Annotated in this window: 13 protein-coding genes; 6 read left to right on the plus strand and 7 right to left on the minus strand. The window is 39.6% G+C overall.

Features of this window, described 5'->3' with window-relative positions; all coding sequences use genetic code 11:
- Positions 1–416 precede the first annotated feature (416 nt).
- From BR73_RS0122770 to BR73_RS0122780, 3 genes are all read right to left on the minus strand, one after another.
- A complete protein-coding gene (locus BR73_RS0122770) occupies positions 417–1,085 on the minus strand; it encodes a UDP-N-acetylglucosamine pyrophosphorylase (RefSeq protein ID WP_033168143.1) in 669 nt (222 codons plus the stop codon).
- Between the two features lie 93 nt (positions 1,086–1,178).
- Complete coding sequence (locus tag BR73_RS0122775; protein ID WP_033168144.1) at positions 1,179–3,281, minus strand: DNA topoisomerase; 2,103 nt, start codon at positions 3,279–3,281, stop codon at positions 1,179–1,181.
- 1,318 nt (positions 3,282–4,599) lie between these two features.
- Positions 4,600–5,628, minus strand: a complete 1,029-nt coding sequence (locus BR73_RS0122780; RefSeq protein WP_051685507.1) for a D-alanyl-D-alanine carboxypeptidase family protein — start codon at positions 5,626–5,628, stop codon at positions 4,600–4,602.
- Between the two features lie 373 nt (positions 5,629–6,001).
- On the opposite strand from BR73_RS0122780, the gene BR73_RS0122785 reads away from it, so the two are divergent.
- The 4 genes from BR73_RS0122785 (at position 6,002) to catA (ending at position 9,580) form a co-directional block, all read left to right on the plus strand.
- Complete coding sequence (locus BR73_RS0122785) at positions 6,002–6,886, plus strand: DegV family protein (protein ID WP_033168145.1); 885 nt, start codon at positions 6,002–6,004, stop codon at positions 6,884–6,886.
- 416 nt (positions 6,887–7,302) lie between these two features.
- A complete protein-coding gene (locus BR73_RS0122790; protein ID WP_033168146.1) occupies positions 7,303–8,181 on the plus strand; it encodes an AraC family transcriptional regulator in 879 nt (292 codons plus the stop codon).
- A gap of 186 nt (positions 8,182–8,367) precedes the next feature.
- Positions 8,368–8,796 carry a GNAT family N-acetyltransferase gene (locus BR73_RS0122795; RefSeq protein ID WP_033168147.1) on the plus strand — a complete coding sequence of 143 codons (429 nt, stop codon included), beginning with the start codon at positions 8,368–8,370 and terminating at the stop codon, positions 8,794–8,796.
- 136 nt (positions 8,797–8,932) lie between these two features.
- Positions 8,933–9,580 (plus strand): type A chloramphenicol O-acetyltransferase, encoded by a 648-nt coding sequence (gene catA, locus BR73_RS0122800; protein WP_033168148.1) that lies wholly within the window; start codon positions 8,933–8,935, stop codon positions 9,578–9,580.
- Between the two features lie 453 nt (positions 9,581–10,033).
- On the opposite strand, the gene glyA is transcribed toward catA, so the two are convergent.
- Both glyA and BR73_RS0122810 read right to left on the minus strand, forming a co-directional pair.
- Positions 10,034–11,275: a serine hydroxymethyltransferase gene (gene glyA / locus BR73_RS0122805; protein ID WP_033168149.1), complete on the minus strand. Its 1,242-nt coding sequence runs from the start codon at positions 11,273–11,275 to the stop codon at positions 10,034–10,036.
- A gap of 164 nt (positions 11,276–11,439) precedes the next feature.
- Positions 11,440–12,063 (minus strand): TetR/AcrR family transcriptional regulator, encoded by a 624-nt coding sequence (locus BR73_RS0122810; protein ID WP_033168150.1) that lies wholly within the window; start codon positions 12,061–12,063, stop codon positions 11,440–11,442.
- Positions 12,064–12,296: 233 nt separating this feature from the next.
- On the opposite strand from BR73_RS0122810, the gene BR73_RS0122815 reads away from it, so the two are divergent.
- Positions 12,297–14,555: a glycoside hydrolase family 3 C-terminal domain-containing protein gene (locus BR73_RS0122815; RefSeq protein ID WP_033168151.1), complete on the plus strand. Its 2,259-nt coding sequence runs from the start codon at positions 12,297–12,299 to the stop codon at positions 14,553–14,555.
- A 588-nt stretch (positions 14,556–15,143) separates the two neighbouring features.
- On the opposite strand, the gene BR73_RS0122820 is transcribed toward BR73_RS0122815, so the two are convergent.
- A complete protein-coding gene (locus BR73_RS0122820) occupies positions 15,144–16,073 on the minus strand; it encodes an alpha/beta hydrolase (RefSeq protein WP_033168152.1) in 930 nt (309 codons plus the stop codon).
- Between the two features lie 253 nt (positions 16,074–16,326).
- Between BR73_RS0122820 and BR73_RS0122825 the strand changes: the two genes are divergently transcribed.
- Positions 16,327–16,848 carry a hypothetical protein gene (locus BR73_RS0122825; RefSeq protein ID WP_033168153.1) on the plus strand — a complete coding sequence of 174 codons (522 nt, stop codon included), beginning with the start codon at positions 16,327–16,329 and terminating at the stop codon, positions 16,846–16,848.
- On the opposite strand, the gene BR73_RS0122830 is transcribed toward BR73_RS0122825, so the two are convergent.
- Positions 16,786–17,511: a DUF434 domain-containing protein gene (locus BR73_RS0122830; protein ID WP_033168154.1), complete on the minus strand. Its 726-nt coding sequence runs from the start codon at positions 17,509–17,511 to the stop codon at positions 16,786–16,788. The genes BR73_RS0122825 and BR73_RS0122830 overlap by 63 nt on opposite strands.
- Positions 17,512–17,519 lie beyond the last annotated feature (8 nt).

Here is a 17,519-nt window from a genome sequence, read left to right on the forward strand (position 1 = left end):
CTATTAAAAATCACGGAGTAGTTTAAAACCTCATTAGTTATCTGACACGCCCTTGAGTGTGCCTGATAACTGAATTGCTGGACTGGTGTTCTTCTTTCGGGAGGAGGCAACTTGTGAGAAGAGCTGCAATTCAAAAGATGTTGCAGGGATAAACCTCTTTTTTATCCTCCACACACTGACCCAAAGACACCTTACCAATTTGTGTGCTATAATCGTACAAAAATTGTTCGCTTTAAGCACACAAAATCGGCAGCATATCTTACAGGCAGTCCATTAATTACAAGAAATTCAAGAGGCTTCTTACCGCTTTACCTTTATTTTGCAACAGCCCCTTTGCGGTGCTGATTTCCAAAATCACAACACAGTATGCACCAAAGTGGTACAATCAGGGCATATGTTCTGACATGTCCTATTCATTAATTAAGTTTAGCCACTTCACCCTGCTTTTTATAAATAGCTCCTGCCGGAACAAAACCTCTAACCATAGACAAAGGATACACATGGGAACTCTTACCGATTACAGTTCCTGGGTTTAGAACACTGTTGCAGCCAATCTCAACATTATCTCCAAGCATTGCTCCCATTTTCTTAAGTCCTGTCTCAAGTTTTTCACCCTGATTACTGATGGTAACTAGAGTCTTATCAGATTTTACATTAGAGGTAATTGCTCCTGCACCCATATGTGCTTTGTAACCCAGCACAGAATCACCCACATAATTGTAATGCGGTACCTGCACTTTATTAAAAAGGATTACATTCTTAAGTTCAGTGGAATTCCCAACCACTGCCCCTTCACCTACTATTGCATTACCTCTGATATAAGCGCCATGTCTGATCTCAGCCTCTTTCCCAATAATAGCCGGCCCTCCGATATAGGCTGTAGGCGCTACATTAGCAGATTTAGCAATCCACACATCTTCTCCAATTCTTTTATATTCATCACTATCCAGCTGCTCTCCCAGCTTCTTAATAAAGCTGCCGATAGCAGGCAGTACTTCCCAGGGGTAGGTAACGCCTGCAAAGATATCTGCTGCAATTGTCTGTGTTAAATCATAATTCTTTTCAATGGTAAGTTCTTCCCACATAATAATTTCATTCCTTTCTCATGGCCTGCAGACCTGGATGTTCAGCCACATTTTATGAAATATACCTGCATACCTAAGACCTGCAATCTCTTTTTATTTCTTGCTTTTATAATAAACTGATACCTCATCAAAGTATTGCTTCAGGCCATACTGGTTTGATAATCCTTTTACTCCATTGGTCATGCGAGCTACAAATCCCTCTAACTTACCCATGTATTCTTCTTCGGAAATCTCTCCGCCTGAAACCATGGTAAGCCCCTTCTCCCAGCTGGCAGTAAGCTCTGCATTGAGGAGGGATTTTATGGAGGAATTAACAACATCATAAATCATTTCACCTAAAAGACTGGGGGTTATGATCTGCGTCTTTTTATTCAGTGCCAGATAATCAATCTTAACAAGCTTATTAAGGATTTCCGCTCTGGTGGCACTGGTGCCGATACCGCTTCCTTTAATCTGGGCTCTTAATTCTTCATCTTCAATTAACTGACCTGCATTTTCCATTGCCAGAATCATAGAACCGGAATTATATCTTTTGGGCGGTGCGGTCTCCCCTTCTCTTATGGTCATGGCTTTTACCGGCAGGAACATGCCTTTCTTAAGGTTTTTTACAGCCTCCATAAAATCAGCACCATAATCCGTATCTTCACTGTCCTCTTTCTCGTTCTTCCCTTGATTAGCGTCGGCCTGCTGCTCTTTTCTCTTATCAAAGGAATTGGCCGCCACTTTAAGATACCCTTCCTCCAGTAAGACCTTAAAGCTTGAAAAGAAGCTTTCCTGTTTCTGTTTGGTGGTAAGGCTTATCTTCTGATAAACCGCAGGAGGAAAAAAGATACTTAAGAATCTCCTTGCAATTATCTCATAGACCTTTCCGGCAGTAGGGTTTAAGGAATTCAGCGCCTGAAAGCCCTGGCCTGTGGGGATGATGGCATAATGGTCCGTAATCTGTTTATCGTTTACATATCTGGTCTTTGCAATATTCTTAAAGCTTCCTTTTTCAAGGATCTCGGCTGCATAATCTCTTACCATAGCATAGTTTCTAAGACCACCGATATTTTTATGGATCTCCTTTGCAACAGCCGTAGACAGAACCCTGGCATCGGTTCTTGGATAAGTAACCAGCTTCTTTTCATACAGTTCCTGGGTGATCTTAAGGGTTTCATCAGGGCTTATCTTAAACATCCTGGCACAATCATTCTGAAGCTCCGCCAGATTATAGAGCAGAGGAGCATTCTTATTCTCCTTCTTTTTCTCAATGGAGGTTATTTCGGCATTTACTGTTTCAGCTTCAGTGATGGTATCTGTAAAAACCGTCTTATTATTCTCCTGTCGTTCCTCTAAGGCAGGCGTTCTATCAAGCAGTTCTTCTATCAGTTTAACGGCACTTTCTTTTTCTCTGAAACCGTTCTCTTTATATAATAAGGAGGAGTTAAAATATTTAGAACCTTCTACTGCACGAAATTCACCGTCAAAGGTCTTTCCGGAGGTTTCAAGAGTATTCAAAACTCTGTAAAAAGGCGTTTTAACAAAGTCCCTTATCTCTCTTTCTCTTCTTACGACCATTCCAAGTACACAGGTCATAACCCTGCCCACAGAAATGGCGGCACGTTTTTCTCCTTGCAGATAATTAGATACACTTTGCCCATATTTTAAAGTAAGGACTCTGGAGAAATTAATACCCATCAGATAATCCTCTTTGGCTCTTAAATAGGCAGAAGCAGACAGGTTATTATAAGCACTAAGAGGCTTAGCTTCTCTGATGCCCCTTAGGATTTCATCCTCTGTCTGGGAATCTATCCATACTCTTCGTTTTTCTTTGTTTACCGGAACTTCTGCCAGCTGGTCTACCAATCGGTATATGTATTCTCCTTCACGTCCGGAGTCAGTACAGACATAGATACAGTCAACATCCTGACGGTTTAACAGACCCTTTACTACGGCGAACTGTTTTGCCACAGCCGGTATGACCTCATAGCGGTAATCTTTCGGCATAAAGGGCAGTGTCTCCAGACTCCAGCGTTTCAGCGAAGCGTCATAGCTTTCGGGATAACTCATGGTAACCAGATGACCCACGCACCAGGTTACCAGAGATTTATCCGATTCCATATAGCCGTCTCTCTTTTTAAAGTCTTCCTTCAGGGCTTTGGCGAATTCCTGGGCTACACTGGGTTTCTCTGAAATATATAAATTCTTAGACATATTGCTCCAACTTTCTTTCGGGATCAGTAACTGCCGGTATACTTATGAAACACGGCAGTTGGTTTGGAAATGAAATTCCGTCCCTTTATCATAACATATTTGCAACTTGATGGAAAGGAAAAATGGGGGTGGGGGCGATTGGTGCGGGGAAATTTGGTCTTTGGCGGCGGACGATGAGTTTGCCTTCCCTTTAGCCCTTTTCTTGTTCAGAGCACCAAATTCCACTAAAATAGCAGCAACTGTTCCTGGCAGGTAAAATAATACCAAACTCGCTGGACAGTTATCGTTATGTACAGTTGTGAGCTCAGACAGTGGTATTATTTTACCTAGTCACAGCTGCTGCTATTTAAGTGTCATTAGGTACTCTTCAATAGAAAATTGCCAAAGGGAAGGCAAACTCATCTGGGTATAGGGAAAGACATAATTTAGGACACGTATCTGAACAGATTAACCTGTATTAATTAAAAGAGGTTGGGGGTATAAGATAAATAAGAATTTATATATTGAATATGCATAAAATTATTGCATTATAATGCACTATATATCAACTACTATATATGAGCTTCTTGAAATACTTTATTAGTGCAGTTCACTCTCGGTTATATGTAAAATGACTTTTGACCTCAGCATCAATAAATAAATATTGATATATATGAGTGAGTATACCTGTAAAAACTTATTAAGTAATAGTATTTTAGTGCCCTATAAAGATTAAACTGTTTCAAAACGGGGTAACCGGGAAAACTTCTGCTATAACCATTTCTGACATGGGTAATATATTATATTGAAAGAAATATTCTCCTTCATCAGACAACATAAAAATAATCTGATCTATGGTTTCCATAACCTCTTTTTTACAAGAGCATAAATCCCAAAAATAAGTTAACTATTTTTACATCTTTTTCAAATACAGAGTATAATAGCAGAATCATCAGTACCATATGCTCTCTTAGCATGTTATAAAAAATCATTTTCCTTTCAATAAGCAGGCAATTTACACAAAATAGAAAGACCAATGCGCCTATGGAAAGGTATTAGAAGTCCTTTTCTCTGAAGCTTTTGTGCTATAAGGTAAAACAGATTGTCTGAGTACACATAGTGTACTCATGCGAAGCGAGTTATCTGTTTTACCTTATGTCAAGCACAAAAGCTTCAGAGAATTAGGACTTCTTATACCTTGGAATTGAAGCATGGGGCTTTCTGTTTTGTGTAAATTGCCGTCCTACTGAAACCAACTCCCTTTTGCCACCATATAATAAGGGACCAGCCGCAATACTCCATTGCTGCTGTCCCTTATTACACACTGCCATCCGGCCGTTTAACTAATTTTCTTTCTTCCGTATTCCAGTAGCTTCAGGGAATCCTGCCACCTTCCGGCACTGGAGGAATGCATTACTACTGATAATACCTTTGCGTTACCTTCTCCGGCAGCTGAGATAAGACACCGTCCGGCTATACTGGTAGTACCTGTCTTAAGCCCGATGACATGGGAATCATACCACATGCTGTCTTTATTAATGAGGGCATTGGTATTCCATAAGGACAGGGTTCTTCCGTTTTGCATGGTTATCGTTGAGGTTCTTTCTTTTGTTATCTTCATTATCGTCTTGCTTTTTAAGGCCTGCAATCCGATTAACGCCATGTCATATGCGGTTGAATACTGTCCGATGGCATCATAGCCATCCGGTGAGATGAAGCAGGAATTGTAGGCTCCAAGTTTCTCGGCTTTTGCATTCATAAGTTCTGTGAATTTCCTGATAGCTTTCATTTCACCTGCAGTTTTATCTTTTAGTGCTTTCCTTCCTACATATACTGCAATGGCATAAGCAGCATCATTTCCGGAAGGTATCAGCATGGCCTCCAGCAGATTGTAGACCTTTAACTTGTCACCGGATCTTAATCCTGCTCTGGAAGAATCATAGGGTATCATGCTGACTTCTTTTCCTACCTTGACCATTTCACTTTGCTTACACCATTCAAGAGCTACCAGGGCTGTCAGAACCTTTGCCGTACTCGCCGGGAATATTGGGGTTGTAGCATTCTTATGATATAGGATAGCTCCGCTGTTTGCATCAATTAATATCGCTGCCTCAGCATCTATTGTGATATCTGGATTTCTGATAGCCAGCGCTTCCTGTACCTCACTGCTGCACTCCAATTCCGGTATATATGACATATAATCTACGGAAGTGCTGTCATATATTAACGGAAGTCCGTCTTCTGCTTTTGCATAGGCTGCCTGCACCCCGAAATAGCTGTTGCTAATAAATGGTATGGCATTACTGAGATTATGAACCATAAGAGTAAGGCATACTAAAGTTATAATAATATTTGTTGTCTTTTTCATTACAAACTCCTACTGTATACCGAACTGTTTAAGTTGCGGCATAATTCAGGATGCGAATTAATTTTTCACTTATCGCATTTATCCTGTTATTGCTCCTGCTTTTGTGCCTGTAAGCTGAAGTTCATTTTCCTATCCAGATATATACATAATGGAAAAGGTTAAACTTCTTCAGCTATTTAGTAACTACTGCATGTAACAAACAACTCAATTAATGCATTTGTGTAAAGTCTGATTTATTGATGAAAATAAGTGTCAAACAATACACTACTCTTAATATTCTCCAAAAGCGGTAAAATTATTAATATTCTTACTCTGTACTTTTCACCTGACTTTCGTTATAATAATTCTATTAATTACTTTTAAGGAGAAATATATGGCCAGCTATCATATATTCAGCGATTCTTCCTGCGATACTCCCATAGAACTGCTGAATCTGCATCATATAACATTAATACCATTTTATGTGACTTTTGATTTAGAACGTTATTTTAAAGAAAATGTGGAAATCAGCAATGAAGAATTCTACCAACGGCTGTCCCGGGATAAAATCTTTCCAAAAACTTCTCTTCCTTCTGTTATGGATTACTGCCATGCCTTTGAAAAAGAAATTTTAAACGGAAATGATATACTATGTCTTTGCCTGACTCAGAAATTCAGCGGTTCTTATCAGTCAGCCGTTAATGCCAGAGAACTTACTCTTGAGAAATATCCTGAGGCTGACATACAGGTGGTGGATTCCATCCAGGCTACCGGCGGTCAGGGAATTCTTTTAATGCAGGCAGCTTATCTGAAAGAGGCGGGCTATTCTTTAACTGATACGGTAAAGCGTCTGGAAGAGATAAAATCCACCGCAAGGATTATGTTTACTGTGGATACACTTGAGTATCTTGCGAAAGGCGGACGTATCGGAAAAGCCGCTTCCCTGGCAGGTACTATGTTAAATATAAAACCTATGATTCAATTAAGGGATGCGGAACTGATTCCTTATTCCAACGTAAGAGGCCGCAAGAAATCTCTGGATCGAATACTGAATATGACAGAGGAATACTTTAGCGAGAATAATGCACGGTATGAGGATTACGATTTCTGCCTGGCTAATGCCACAACTACGGAAGATACCAAAGCTGTACAATCTCAACTGGAGAATCTTATAGGCAGAAAGATTACATACCCTATGTTTCAGATAGGCGTTACAATTGGAACCTATACTGGTCCCGGAGCAGTGGGTGTCTGTTTTGTAAGGAAATTTGACAGATAGATACAAAACAAATAAAGAGGTTATAATTTTCCGCCGCAATCTCAGAACTAAATATAAACAGTATAATTTTAAAGGATACCCCAAAATGTTAGATAATAAGCTGACATTTTGGGGTATTATACTTTAACCTGGCACATAAATTCAATCTATGTACCTTGTTAATTTGATTCTACAGGTATTAACAAGTGATTTGGTATTCATATAGATTCAATCTATATACCTTGTTAATTCATTACCTGACTCGATGCCTGACAATAATAATCCAAAAAGCCGGAATCCAAGTGATACCAGACAAAGCATCATAAAAGTTTAAGAATAGCTCACTTTGAGAATATTCACCCTAAACCTGGATAAGGCAAGAACCATCAAGTTTATCGGATAACAGAATGTTATAATAAGGTCATGGAGGAGAGCTAATGACACATAAAGAAATTCAAACCGCCTTAGATTATATAGAAGCAAACATATACGAAAAACTGACTTTAGATGAGGTTTCGCAAACAATCGGATTTTCAAAGTTTTATTTTCACAGGTGCTTTCAAAAAGAAGTTGGACTTTCTTTATATGATTATATCAGGAGACGAAGGTTGGCTTGTGCTGCAAGCCTGCTTTTAAATACAAATATATCTGTACTTGATATCGCTTTAACCTTCCAATTTGAATCCCATGAAGCATTTACAAGAGCATTTAAAAGTATCTATAATTTACCACCAGGAAGATACCGGACAGCAATTAAGAACTTAACGAAAGGAATATTAGATATGAAAACACAAAATAACATTAAAGATTGGATTATAACAGGAACAGCTCCTGATAAATATCATATTGGCCTGGATTCTGCTATTTACCATTTAGGTACCAAATCTGCTACAATTAAATCCATCACCAGCGAATATACAAATGATGAATATGGTACCATCATGCAGCAAATAAATGCTGCTAAATATTTAGGCAGGAGAATGCGATTTTCCGGATTTGTAAGAACTCTTGATGTGGAAGGTTGGTGTGCATTATGGTTTCGAATAGACAATGCCTTATCAACCACACTGAAACTTGATAATATGCAAAACCGGCCCATTAAAGGAACAACTGAATGGAATCATTATACCTGTGTATTAGATGTACCAGAAAATAGTGCAATTCTTAATATCGGAATGCTGTTGCAGGGAAAAGGACAAGCCTGGGTTGATAATGTTAGTTTTGAAGAAGTTGATTACAGTGTTCCAGTAACTGAATTTACCATTGAAACAACGTTCCCAGATCATGTTTTAAATCCATCATTTGAGGAATTATAAACTATTTTATAATAAAAGAACAGCTTCGGCTGTTCTTTTACCGTTCTCTGGGATTCCCTGCCCAGCGATGCATTTCGGTGCGGCTTGATTCCAGCCTGTTCGGAATATAATAAATATACTGGTGTTTATTTATTATCTGCTATCTGCTATAATAAAAAACTAAGAATATATGTAAGGAGATTAGTTTTGATTCGAATATTACAGGAAACAGATATAGATAGAATTGCAGAAATTTGGTTGAATACTAATATTAGTGCTCACAACTTCATTGAAAAAAAATACTGGGAAGATAATTTAGAAGCAGTGAAAGAAATGTTTCCACAATCGGAAGTATATGTTTATGAAGATGAAAACACTGGTAAAATACAAGGCTTTATTGGAATGAGCGATAATTATATCGCAGGAATTTTTGTTAGTGCTGATGCACAATCCTGTGGTATCGGCAAACAGTTGCTAGACTTCGTTAAGACGATTAAAAGCCAATTATTCCTGAGCGTATATCAAAAAAATATACGAGCGTTAAAATTCTACCAGCGCGGTAATTTTAATATTCAGAGTGAAAAGATTGATGAAAACACCGGAGAAAAAGAATACTTCATGATATGGGAACGGTAAAATTTATTTTGGCAGTTTTATATACTGCAGTATTTATACACTGGAAATTAGTATAGCATAAGGCGGTGAATTAATATGGTGAAAACAAGCAATGCTGCCTTCTAAACTTATATTATAATTTTAGGAGGCAAAGAAGATGAAATTTATTGAAATAGATATGAAACAATGGGTAAGAAAGGAACATTATGAGCATTACAGCAACAACGTTAGTTGTTCCTATAGCCTCACAATTGATATTGATGTTACTGACTTGCTAACCAGACTTAAAGCAAGGGAATTAAAAAGTTATCCGGCGCAAATATATATGCTGTCAACAGTAGCTAATCAATTTTCTGAGTTCAGAATGTCAACAAATGAACAAAATCATTTAGGGTATTGGGACATAATCCATCCGATGTATACGGTTCTAAATACGAAAACGGAAACATTTTCTGCTGTGTGGACCCAATATAATAAGTGCTTTCATAGATTTTATGAAGCATGCCTGGATGACATGGCTCAGTATACGAGTGGTGTTCTTTTTCCTCAGAAAAATATTCCCCCGGCTGTTTTTAACATTTCCAGTCTCCCTTGGCTGGATTTTACTGCCTTCAATCTGAATGTCTTTTCGGGTGAAGCCTATCTCCTGCCGATTTTAACAATTGGCAGATATAGAAACGAGCACGGGAAAACCTACATGCCCCTTGCAATACAATGCCACCATGCAGCTTGTGATGGTTTTCATGTTGGCAAATTTGTAGAGGCCCTTCGCTATATGGCAGCAAATTCGGAAGAATGGTTATAAAAGCTCCTTCAGCTTAAGTTTTCTTCCAATACCAGGCGACACTTATACCTAATCGCCATTTACTATATTTCTAAGACTAAGCTTTCGAGCATTAGTTAATTTAAAAAAATAATTCAAGTGTCAAAATCCTTATTACCACAAGATTTCAGGCTAATTGTACAAGCCAGAAAGAACGAATGTGCCTATGGAAAGGTATTAGAAGTCCTTTTCTCTGGATGTTTTATGCTATATTAGAAAGCAGATTGTTTGAGCGCAGCGAGTTATCTGTTTTCTAATATGTCAAGCATAAAATGTCCAGAGAATTAGGACTTCTTATACCTTGTAATCGAAACATGAGTTTTTTCTGGCTTGTACAATTTGCCGTCCCCTTGCCAAAAACCGACCTTCAACTAATATAATACCTTAGCAGCCAATTTCCCCAAATGCCACCGATATACTGCCCTATAAAGATTCCTATTTATACAGCGGATATTTGTCCGTCAGCGTCTTTACAAGTTCCATCGCCTGTGCTTTATTCTTCTCCACATCTGCAATCAGCAAGCTGATGGCTTCCGCAATAACCTCCATATCTGCTGCTATCATCCCTCTTGTAGTAACAGCCGGAGTTCCAAGACGGATACCGCTGGTTACAAAAGGTGAGGCAGGATCATTGGGTATAGTATTCTTATTGCAGGTAATATTAGCAGCATCTAAAAGCTTCTCTGCCTCTTTACCGGTAACTCCCTTATTCTGAAGATCCACTAACATCAGATGGTTGTCCGTTCCGCCGGAAACAATATTAAAACCTCTGTCTGTCAGACCTTTTGAGAGGGCTTGTGCATTCTCTATAATATTTGCTGCATAGGATTTAAAGGCAGGGTCGAGAGCTTCTTTAAAGCAGACAGCTTTCGCTGCAATCACATGCATTAAAGGGCCTCCCTGAATTCCTGGAAATACTGCTTTATTAAGCTTATATTCCTCTGCAAATTCAATACTTGAGAGAATCATACCGCCTCTGGGACCTCTGAGGGTCTTGTGGGTGGTAGTGGTTGTAACATGAGCATAAGGAATGGGGGATTCATGAAGTCCTGCTGCTACCAGACCTGCAATATGGGCCATATCCACCATCAAGAGAGCTCCTGCTGCATCAGCAATCTCCCTGAAACGCTTGAAATCAATCTTTCTGGCATAAGCACTGGCTCCGGCCACGATTAATTTAGGCTTTACGGAAAGGGCAATTTTCTCCAGTTCTTCATAATCAATGACGCCTTCATCATTTACACCATAAGGAACGATATTAAAGTAGCTGCCGGACATATTCACCGGGCTGCCATGGGTTAAATGTCCACCATGGGCAAGGTTCATACCCATAATGGTATCACCGGGTTTCACAAGGGCAAAAAATACAGCCATATTAGCCTGAGCACCGGAATGAGGCTGAACATTGGCATAAGTACAGCCGAATAACTGCTTTGCACGTTCTATGGCAAGATTCTCAGCAATATCAACAAATTCACAGCCGCCGTAATATCTCTTACCGGGATAACCTTCTGCATATTTATTCGTAAGAGGACTTCCCATTGCAGCCATTACTGCTTTGCTTACGAAATTCTCAGACGCTATCAGTTCAATATGATCTTCCTGTCTTCCGATTTCCTTGGTTATAGCTTCAGCAAGCTCAGGATCATAACCCAAAACTTCTTCAAATGAATACATCTCACTACCTCCGTTGGTATTTTTACAGTATTATAACACAGTAATACTGTTATTAAAAGTGATAATTCGACCTTATTTCAATAAGCTGTACTTATTAAACCGAATATTTATTCAATAATATTCTAACCGGGTCAGGAGAGTCCTGAGAGTATTATTCCTGTTATTTAAGCTTTAATACCTAACAGAATAAGCCTTACAGCTTCCTTCAGCAATTCTTCGCAATAACCGTGTTCCTCCAGATAATGTTCTCTTCTGGGTATAATTCTCTGGGCGATGCCAAGGGCTGTATTAAGCAGGACATCTATCTTAAATTCAGCATCCTTCACTGCTTTTATACTTCCATCCTTCATTCCTTCCAGAAAATACTGGTACATGACCGTATCTTTATTTTTGTTGAATTGTATATACTCATCGGCCTCTTCCGAAGCCGGATAATCATCGGTAAAGTACTGATCAAATTCATCCAGGAACCGAACCTTATCTCTGTTCTCTATTAGTTTAGAAGTAAAGAGAAGCATAGTCTCTTCCAATTTTTCATAACCGTTATTCAGACTGTTAAGCCTCTCACTCTCCGTATCTGTAAGTTCCCGCAAACCAGTAAGAATGTCTTTTGCTATATAAAACGCTATGATTTCTTTCCCGGTGAAATGTCTGTAGAGGGTACTTCTTCCAATCCCTGCCCTTACAGCAATATCTTTCATTTCAGTGGCTCGCAAACCTCTGGTCAGAAACAGTTCCCTGGAAACATCCAGTATGTTTTCATCCATTTTGTCCAATATTCTAGGCATTGTGTTCTCCGTTCTCTGACTATTTATTAGTCCTTCCTTTTATGCACTACATTATAGGTGTGCGGTATATAATTGTCAATAACTCCGTGTCTTTGCGGAAGGCAATTAGGTAGCCAGCAATTTAATCTCACACTTCTTACTTGACTTCTCCTTTGATAAATGCTATATTCAGATTATATCGGGACACGTGTCCCTCATCACCTTAAAACATATATTTGTAAAAGGAGAATCTTATGGATGTTGAAAAGCTATTATCAGAACTGACACTTGAGGAAAAAGCAGCTTTATGTTCCGGAGCAGATTTCTGGCACTCAAAAAGTATTGAACGTTTACAGATTCCTGCTGTTATGGTTACGGACGGACCTCATGGCCTTAGAAAGCAGGCAGAGGAGTCCGATCATCTGGGACTTGCAGACAGTATAAAAGCAATCTGTTTTCCTACTGCCTCTGCCCTTGCCTGCTCATTCGATACAGAACTGGCCAGGCATATCGGTGAAGCCTTAGGTGATGAATGCCAGGCGGAATCCGTATCAACTCTGCTGGGCCCAGGAGTCAATATGAAGCGCTCTCCTCTTTGCGGCCGTAATTTCGAATATTATTCTGAAGATCCATACCTTACCGGTAAGATGGCGGCTGCTTTTGTAACCGGTGTACAAAGCAAAGGCATCGGAACCAGTGTGAAACATTTTGCTGTAAACAATCAGGAATACCGCAGAATGAGCATTAATGCCATAGCAGATGAAAGAACCTTAAGAGAGATCTATCTGGCTGCCTTTGAAACTATCGTAAAAGAGGCAAAGCCCACAACACTGATGTGTTCTTACAACCGTATCAACGGAACCTATGCTTGTGAAAATGATTGGCTCCTGAACAAGGTCTTGCGAGAGGAATGGGGTTTTGATGGTCTGGTTATGACCGACTGGGGAGCAATGAATGACAGGGTTAAGGCCTTAAAGGCGGGCCTTGATCTGGAAATGCCAAGCAGCAACGGAATCAGGGACCGGGAAATTGTAGAGGCTGTTAAATCCGGTGAATTATCAGAGGAAATACTGAATACCTCTGTTAGAAGAGTCCTTAAACTTATTAAACATTATTATGATAACAAAAAAGAGAATGCCAGTTACGACAAAGAGGCTCACCACGCTCTCGCCAGAAAGGCGGCGGCAGAAAGTGCTGTCTTGTTAAAGAATGAATCCATCCTGCCTTTAAAATCAGATATAAAAGCTGCTTTTATCGGTAAATTTGCTCAGGTACCCCGTTATCAGGGTGGCGGTTCCAGTCACATCAACAGCTATCAGGTTACCAGTGCACTGGAGGCAGTAAAAGAAATTAGTCAGATAACTTATGCCCAAGGTTATGATACCAAAGAAGATAAAACAGATGAAACCCTCTTACAGGAGGCGGTAAAAGCAGCCAGAGAAGCCGAAGTTGCTGTCATTTTCGCGGGACTTCCCGATTCCTTTGAAAGTGAAGGGTACGACAGGGTACACATGGATTTACCGGAATGCCAGAATTATCTGATTCAGGAGATTGCAAAAGTACAGAAAAATCTTGTGGTTGTCCTGCATAACGGTTCCCCTGTCAGAATGCCCTGGTTATCCGATGTCAAAGGCTTGATTTCACTCTATCTGGGAGGCCAGGCGGTAGGCGGTGCAGCAATTGACCTGCTTTATGGCTTCGTTAACCCAAGCGGTAAACTGGCAGAAAGTTATCCCTTGTCCTTAAAGCATAATCCCTCTTATCTTAATTTCCCCGGCACCGAAAAAGAAGTGGTATACAATGAAGGAGTATTCATTGGCTATCGTTACTATGATACCAAAGACCTGGAGGTCTTATATCCATTTGGTTATGGCTTAAGCTATACTACTTTTGAATACAGTGAATTAAGAATCACTCCCGATTCAAACCTTTCAGATACTGATTCCATTACAGTTACTCTTAAGGTTAAAAATACAGGTAAAGTCTTTGGCAAAGAAACGGTACAGCTATATATTCAGGATAAGGCTTCTTCTGTGAAACGTCCTGATAAGGAGCTGAAGGGATTTGTAAAAACAGCTTTGGCTCCCGGTGAAGAAAAGGATGTTTCCTTTACCCTTGACAGCCGTGCTTTTGCTTATTACAGCGAAGCGCTGGGGGATTGGTATGTTGAGACCGGCAATTTCACTATTATGGTTGGAGCCTCCTCACGTGATATCAGGCTTTATAAAGACATCTTCCTAACCGGTACAAAGAAACTTCCCTTTATTGCCGACGAAACCACTACCCTTTCAGATATACGGAAATATGTTCCCAATGGATCGGAAATTATATCCCGCTACAGCGGACGCCTTATGCCTGCACTGGAAGGCAGTGCTGAGGAATCTCTTGGTGAAGGCACTGCTGAGATGCTGCGGCAAATGGTTGAAGGAACGCCTCTTCATTGCACCTTATCCTTTGGCGGAAATATAACGGCAGAAGAAATTCAGGCACTCCTGAAGGAAATAAATAATTAATTAAATAAGATTATGAATTCAATTTCTGTTCGTGTATTTTTACAACTTTAAATAAATAAAAAAAGGACCTGCTGCCGGATTCTGATATTCTCTTTCTTACGTTAAACAGTTTTACATTTCTACTGTCTGCCGCATTGAGAGTATATCCCATTCACAACTTCCGGTAGGAGGTCTTTGCTTTTTCCCTCTTTACACTCTATTCACAGGCTTTGCATTCTTCTAATAATCACACTAGCTCCCATTACAGGGACTGTTAAACAATGATGTTGTTAGAAGCCTCCTGGCTCCTTCACAAACCGGCTGAAAGATACATAACTAATTTTGGATTCTAATCACACAAAAATTGTTCGCTCTTAGCACAAAATCTACAACTTTTCTTTCAGACAGTAATTACAGAAAAGCCAGGAGGCTTTACAAGGCTTTGCATTAATTTTCCAACAGCTCCTGCCATAAATCAGGGTGTAAACTATGCTTTCGTTCTTATAACTCACACCACTACCGTAACTGCCGTAGCATACCGCATCTCCTTGTAGATGTCACACAGGCACAAATCAGGTGTGAATCATGTATTTCAATACTTCACACTACTTATGCATGTTTATCAAGCCATGTAAGTATCTCTTCCGTTACTTCCTCCCGGTTACTTTCATTTAACAGCTCATGCCTGGCTTCGTTATAAAGCTTTAAGGTTATATCCTTCACCCCTGCTCTCTTATAGATCTTACTTAAGTTCGTGACCCCTTTGCCGCACTTACCAACAGGGTCTCTGTCTCCGGCAATAAGAAGCAAAGGAAGTTCCGAAGGCATTTTCTTTCTGTTCTTCCTTTTTTCAATATCCTTAAGGCCTTTTAAGAAGTCATAATAAAAACCGCAGGTAAATACTGCACCGCAAAAAGGATCTGCCACATACTTATCCACTTCTGCTTCATCCCTGCTTAGCCAGTCAAACTCCGTCCGATTAGGACTGAACAATTTATTAAAATTGCCAAACATAAGACTGTTCATCCGCTCACTTTTTGCTCTTCTTCCCTTTTTCTTTGCTTCCAGAGAAGCTATGGCGATTCCGGTATTTAACACAAACCCCTGATTACCGTTTGAACCGGATAATATCAGACCTTTCAATTCTTTTCCGTACTGCATGGAGTATTTTTGTGCTGCAAAAGAACCCATGCTGTGCCCAAATAAAAATAATGGCAAAGAAGGGTGATGCTTACGTATAATTACACTTAACTGATGCATGTCATATACCAGCCATCGAAAACCATCTCTTTCCGCAAGATGTCCAAGCTCTTCTACACTTCCTGCGGTTTTGCCATGTCCTCTGTGGTTATGGATATACACCTTATACCCATGCTCTGCAAGAGTATTTGCAAAACGCTCATACCTTTCAGCAGTTTCTGCCATTCCATGAGCTATCTGTACAATTCCTTTTATCTCTACAGAAGCCTCCGGACTAACACGATATCCATGGATGCGAATCCCATCCATTGCCTGAAAAGAAAATTCCTCCCGTTTCATAGAACTCCCATCTGTGTGCTTTCGCCCACGAATAAATCTAACTCAGATTCAATCCTGAGTATTTGATCTTTCCACTGACTATTCGTAATCTTATCTTTATTGTTACCTATTGTTAACTTTCTGTCAATACAAACTAAAAAAGTGCCTCAATAATTATGAAATAAATTGCAAAAAAAGGTCTACACTATAAACAGGTGATTCCACAGATCATAAATATAAAGAAGCTGTATTAGAAGATTGGAGGTGTACAGATATGAAATATCTTCATTCGAATTTATGGAGAGATATCAATTGCGGCGATGAAACCAGGCGCCTTAACGCTTTATCGAAATGGAATGAAAATATAAAATTATATCAGTCAGAATATCTGAAAGCCAATAGTCATCTGACAAAGGCATTTATAAGATCTTATGAGAGCAATTTTGGATTTCATCATTATCTTATTAACGATATCCTGTTATCTGACGGTAGTAAATATATGAAATATAATCGTTCAGATATCAAGAGCATCAATCAATGTCAGATAATACTCTTCGATCTGGTAGACACCTGGCAGCTTACCTATAAAGGTTTAAGTTACATGAATTTGAACTGCAGTGGTACTGCCCTTAATTCCCTTAACAATACCAGGCAGATTGAGTACAGCGAGCTGATGGTCTTTCAGGATGATATACTTTCTCATGAAATCCTGCTGACCGGAGGTTCTATCCTTTTACTTCATTTCACCTGGGTCTCCGTCAAGAAAATCCACCATCCACAAATCACTGATTCCTGAAATTACCATACTGTTTAGATTAACCCAATAGGTTGCGTAATCCAGTATAATAGAATCAGAAGTGGCTACACACTCTTTGGTCTTTAATATTTTATCAACCTCATTTATTACAAAGACCTGAGTACTAAAATTGAACTTTTCTAACTCCTCCTGTATCAATACCTTTAATCTGCCGGAATTGGAAACAGGTGCATCAAGGTAAAAGATAACTTCTTTTACTTCCTCTTTTTCAAAGAATCCACCTAACAGTCTAAGAGCAGTAATTGTCTTATCAATAGGATGATAGGTGCCTCTGAGTCCTGCCAGATCCCTGATAGTTCCATCAAGGCACCGAAACACAGGCGAACCGGACAAAATTACTTCCAGGGTTATTAAGATATTAAATCCGTCAATATGGAGTACCCGTTCTCTTAAATCGGTTATTTCCCTGGATTTTCGTAAGTTTATGGCATCTTCTGTAGCTGCCCAGCGAAGCAGTGCCATACGCTGCCTCTCGGATAGTAAATAATGATTTCCCACAAAAACAGATACACCTGAAACCGGATACCCCTGATTTATCAGGTAACGGATATCCTTGCCTGCACTGGTTAGTTTGCTAAATGCCTCTGCACCAAATTCCTTTTCGTCACTGTCCTTATATCCACGTCTGGTTTGTCTTGCCATAAGTTACT

The sequence above is a fragment of the Clostridium sp. KNHs205 genome (genome assembly GCF_000702945.1).
Classification (GTDB): Bacteria; Bacillota; Clostridia; order Lachnospirales; family Lachnospiraceae; genus Anaerocolumna.

What these genes read in the sequence shown, in the direction of transcription:
- catA (WP_033168148.1), top strand. Translation starts at nt 8,933, where the DNA reads ATGAAATTTATTGAAATAGATATGAAACAATGGGTAAGAAAGGAACAT.
- BR73_RS0122810 (WP_033168150.1), bottom strand. Translation starts at nt 12,063, where the DNA reads ATGCCTAGAATATTGGACAAAATGGATGAAAACATACTGGATGTTTCC.
- BR73_RS0122785 (WP_033168145.1), top strand. Translation starts at nt 6,002, where the DNA reads ATGGCCAGCTATCATATATTCAGCGATTCTTCCTGCGATACTCCCATA.
- BR73_RS0122790 (WP_033168146.1), top strand. Translation starts at nt 7,303, where the DNA reads ATGACACATAAAGAAATTCAAACCGCCTTAGATTATATAGAAGCAAAC.
- BR73_RS0122830 (WP_033168154.1), bottom strand. Translation starts at nt 17,511, where the DNA reads ATGGCAAGACAAACCAGACGTGGATATAAGGACAGTGACGAAAAGGAA.
- glyA (WP_033168149.1), bottom strand. Translation starts at nt 11,275, where the DNA reads ATGTATTCATTTGAAGAAGTTTTGGGTTATGATCCTGAGCTTGCTGAA.
- BR73_RS0122825 (WP_033168153.1), top strand. Translation starts at nt 16,327, where the DNA reads ATGAAATATCTTCATTCGAATTTATGGAGAGATATCAATTGCGGCGAT.
- BR73_RS0122820 (WP_033168152.1), bottom strand. Translation starts at nt 16,073, where the DNA reads ATGAAACGGGAGGAATTTTCTTTTCAGGCAATGGATGGGATTCGCATC.
- BR73_RS0122815 (WP_033168151.1), top strand. Translation starts at nt 12,297, where the DNA reads ATGGATGTTGAAAAGCTATTATCAGAACTGACACTTGAGGAAAAAGCA.
- BR73_RS0122780 (WP_051685507.1), bottom strand. Translation starts at nt 5,628, where the DNA reads ATGAAAAAGACAACAAATATTATTATAACTTTAGTATGCCTTACTCTT.
- BR73_RS0122770 (WP_033168143.1), bottom strand. Translation starts at nt 1,085, where the DNA reads ATGTGGGAAGAACTTACCATTGAAAAGAATTATGATTTAACACAGACA.
- BR73_RS0122775 (WP_033168144.1), bottom strand. Translation starts at nt 3,281, where the DNA reads ATGTCTAAGAATTTATATATTTCAGAGAAACCCAGTGTAGCCCAGGAA.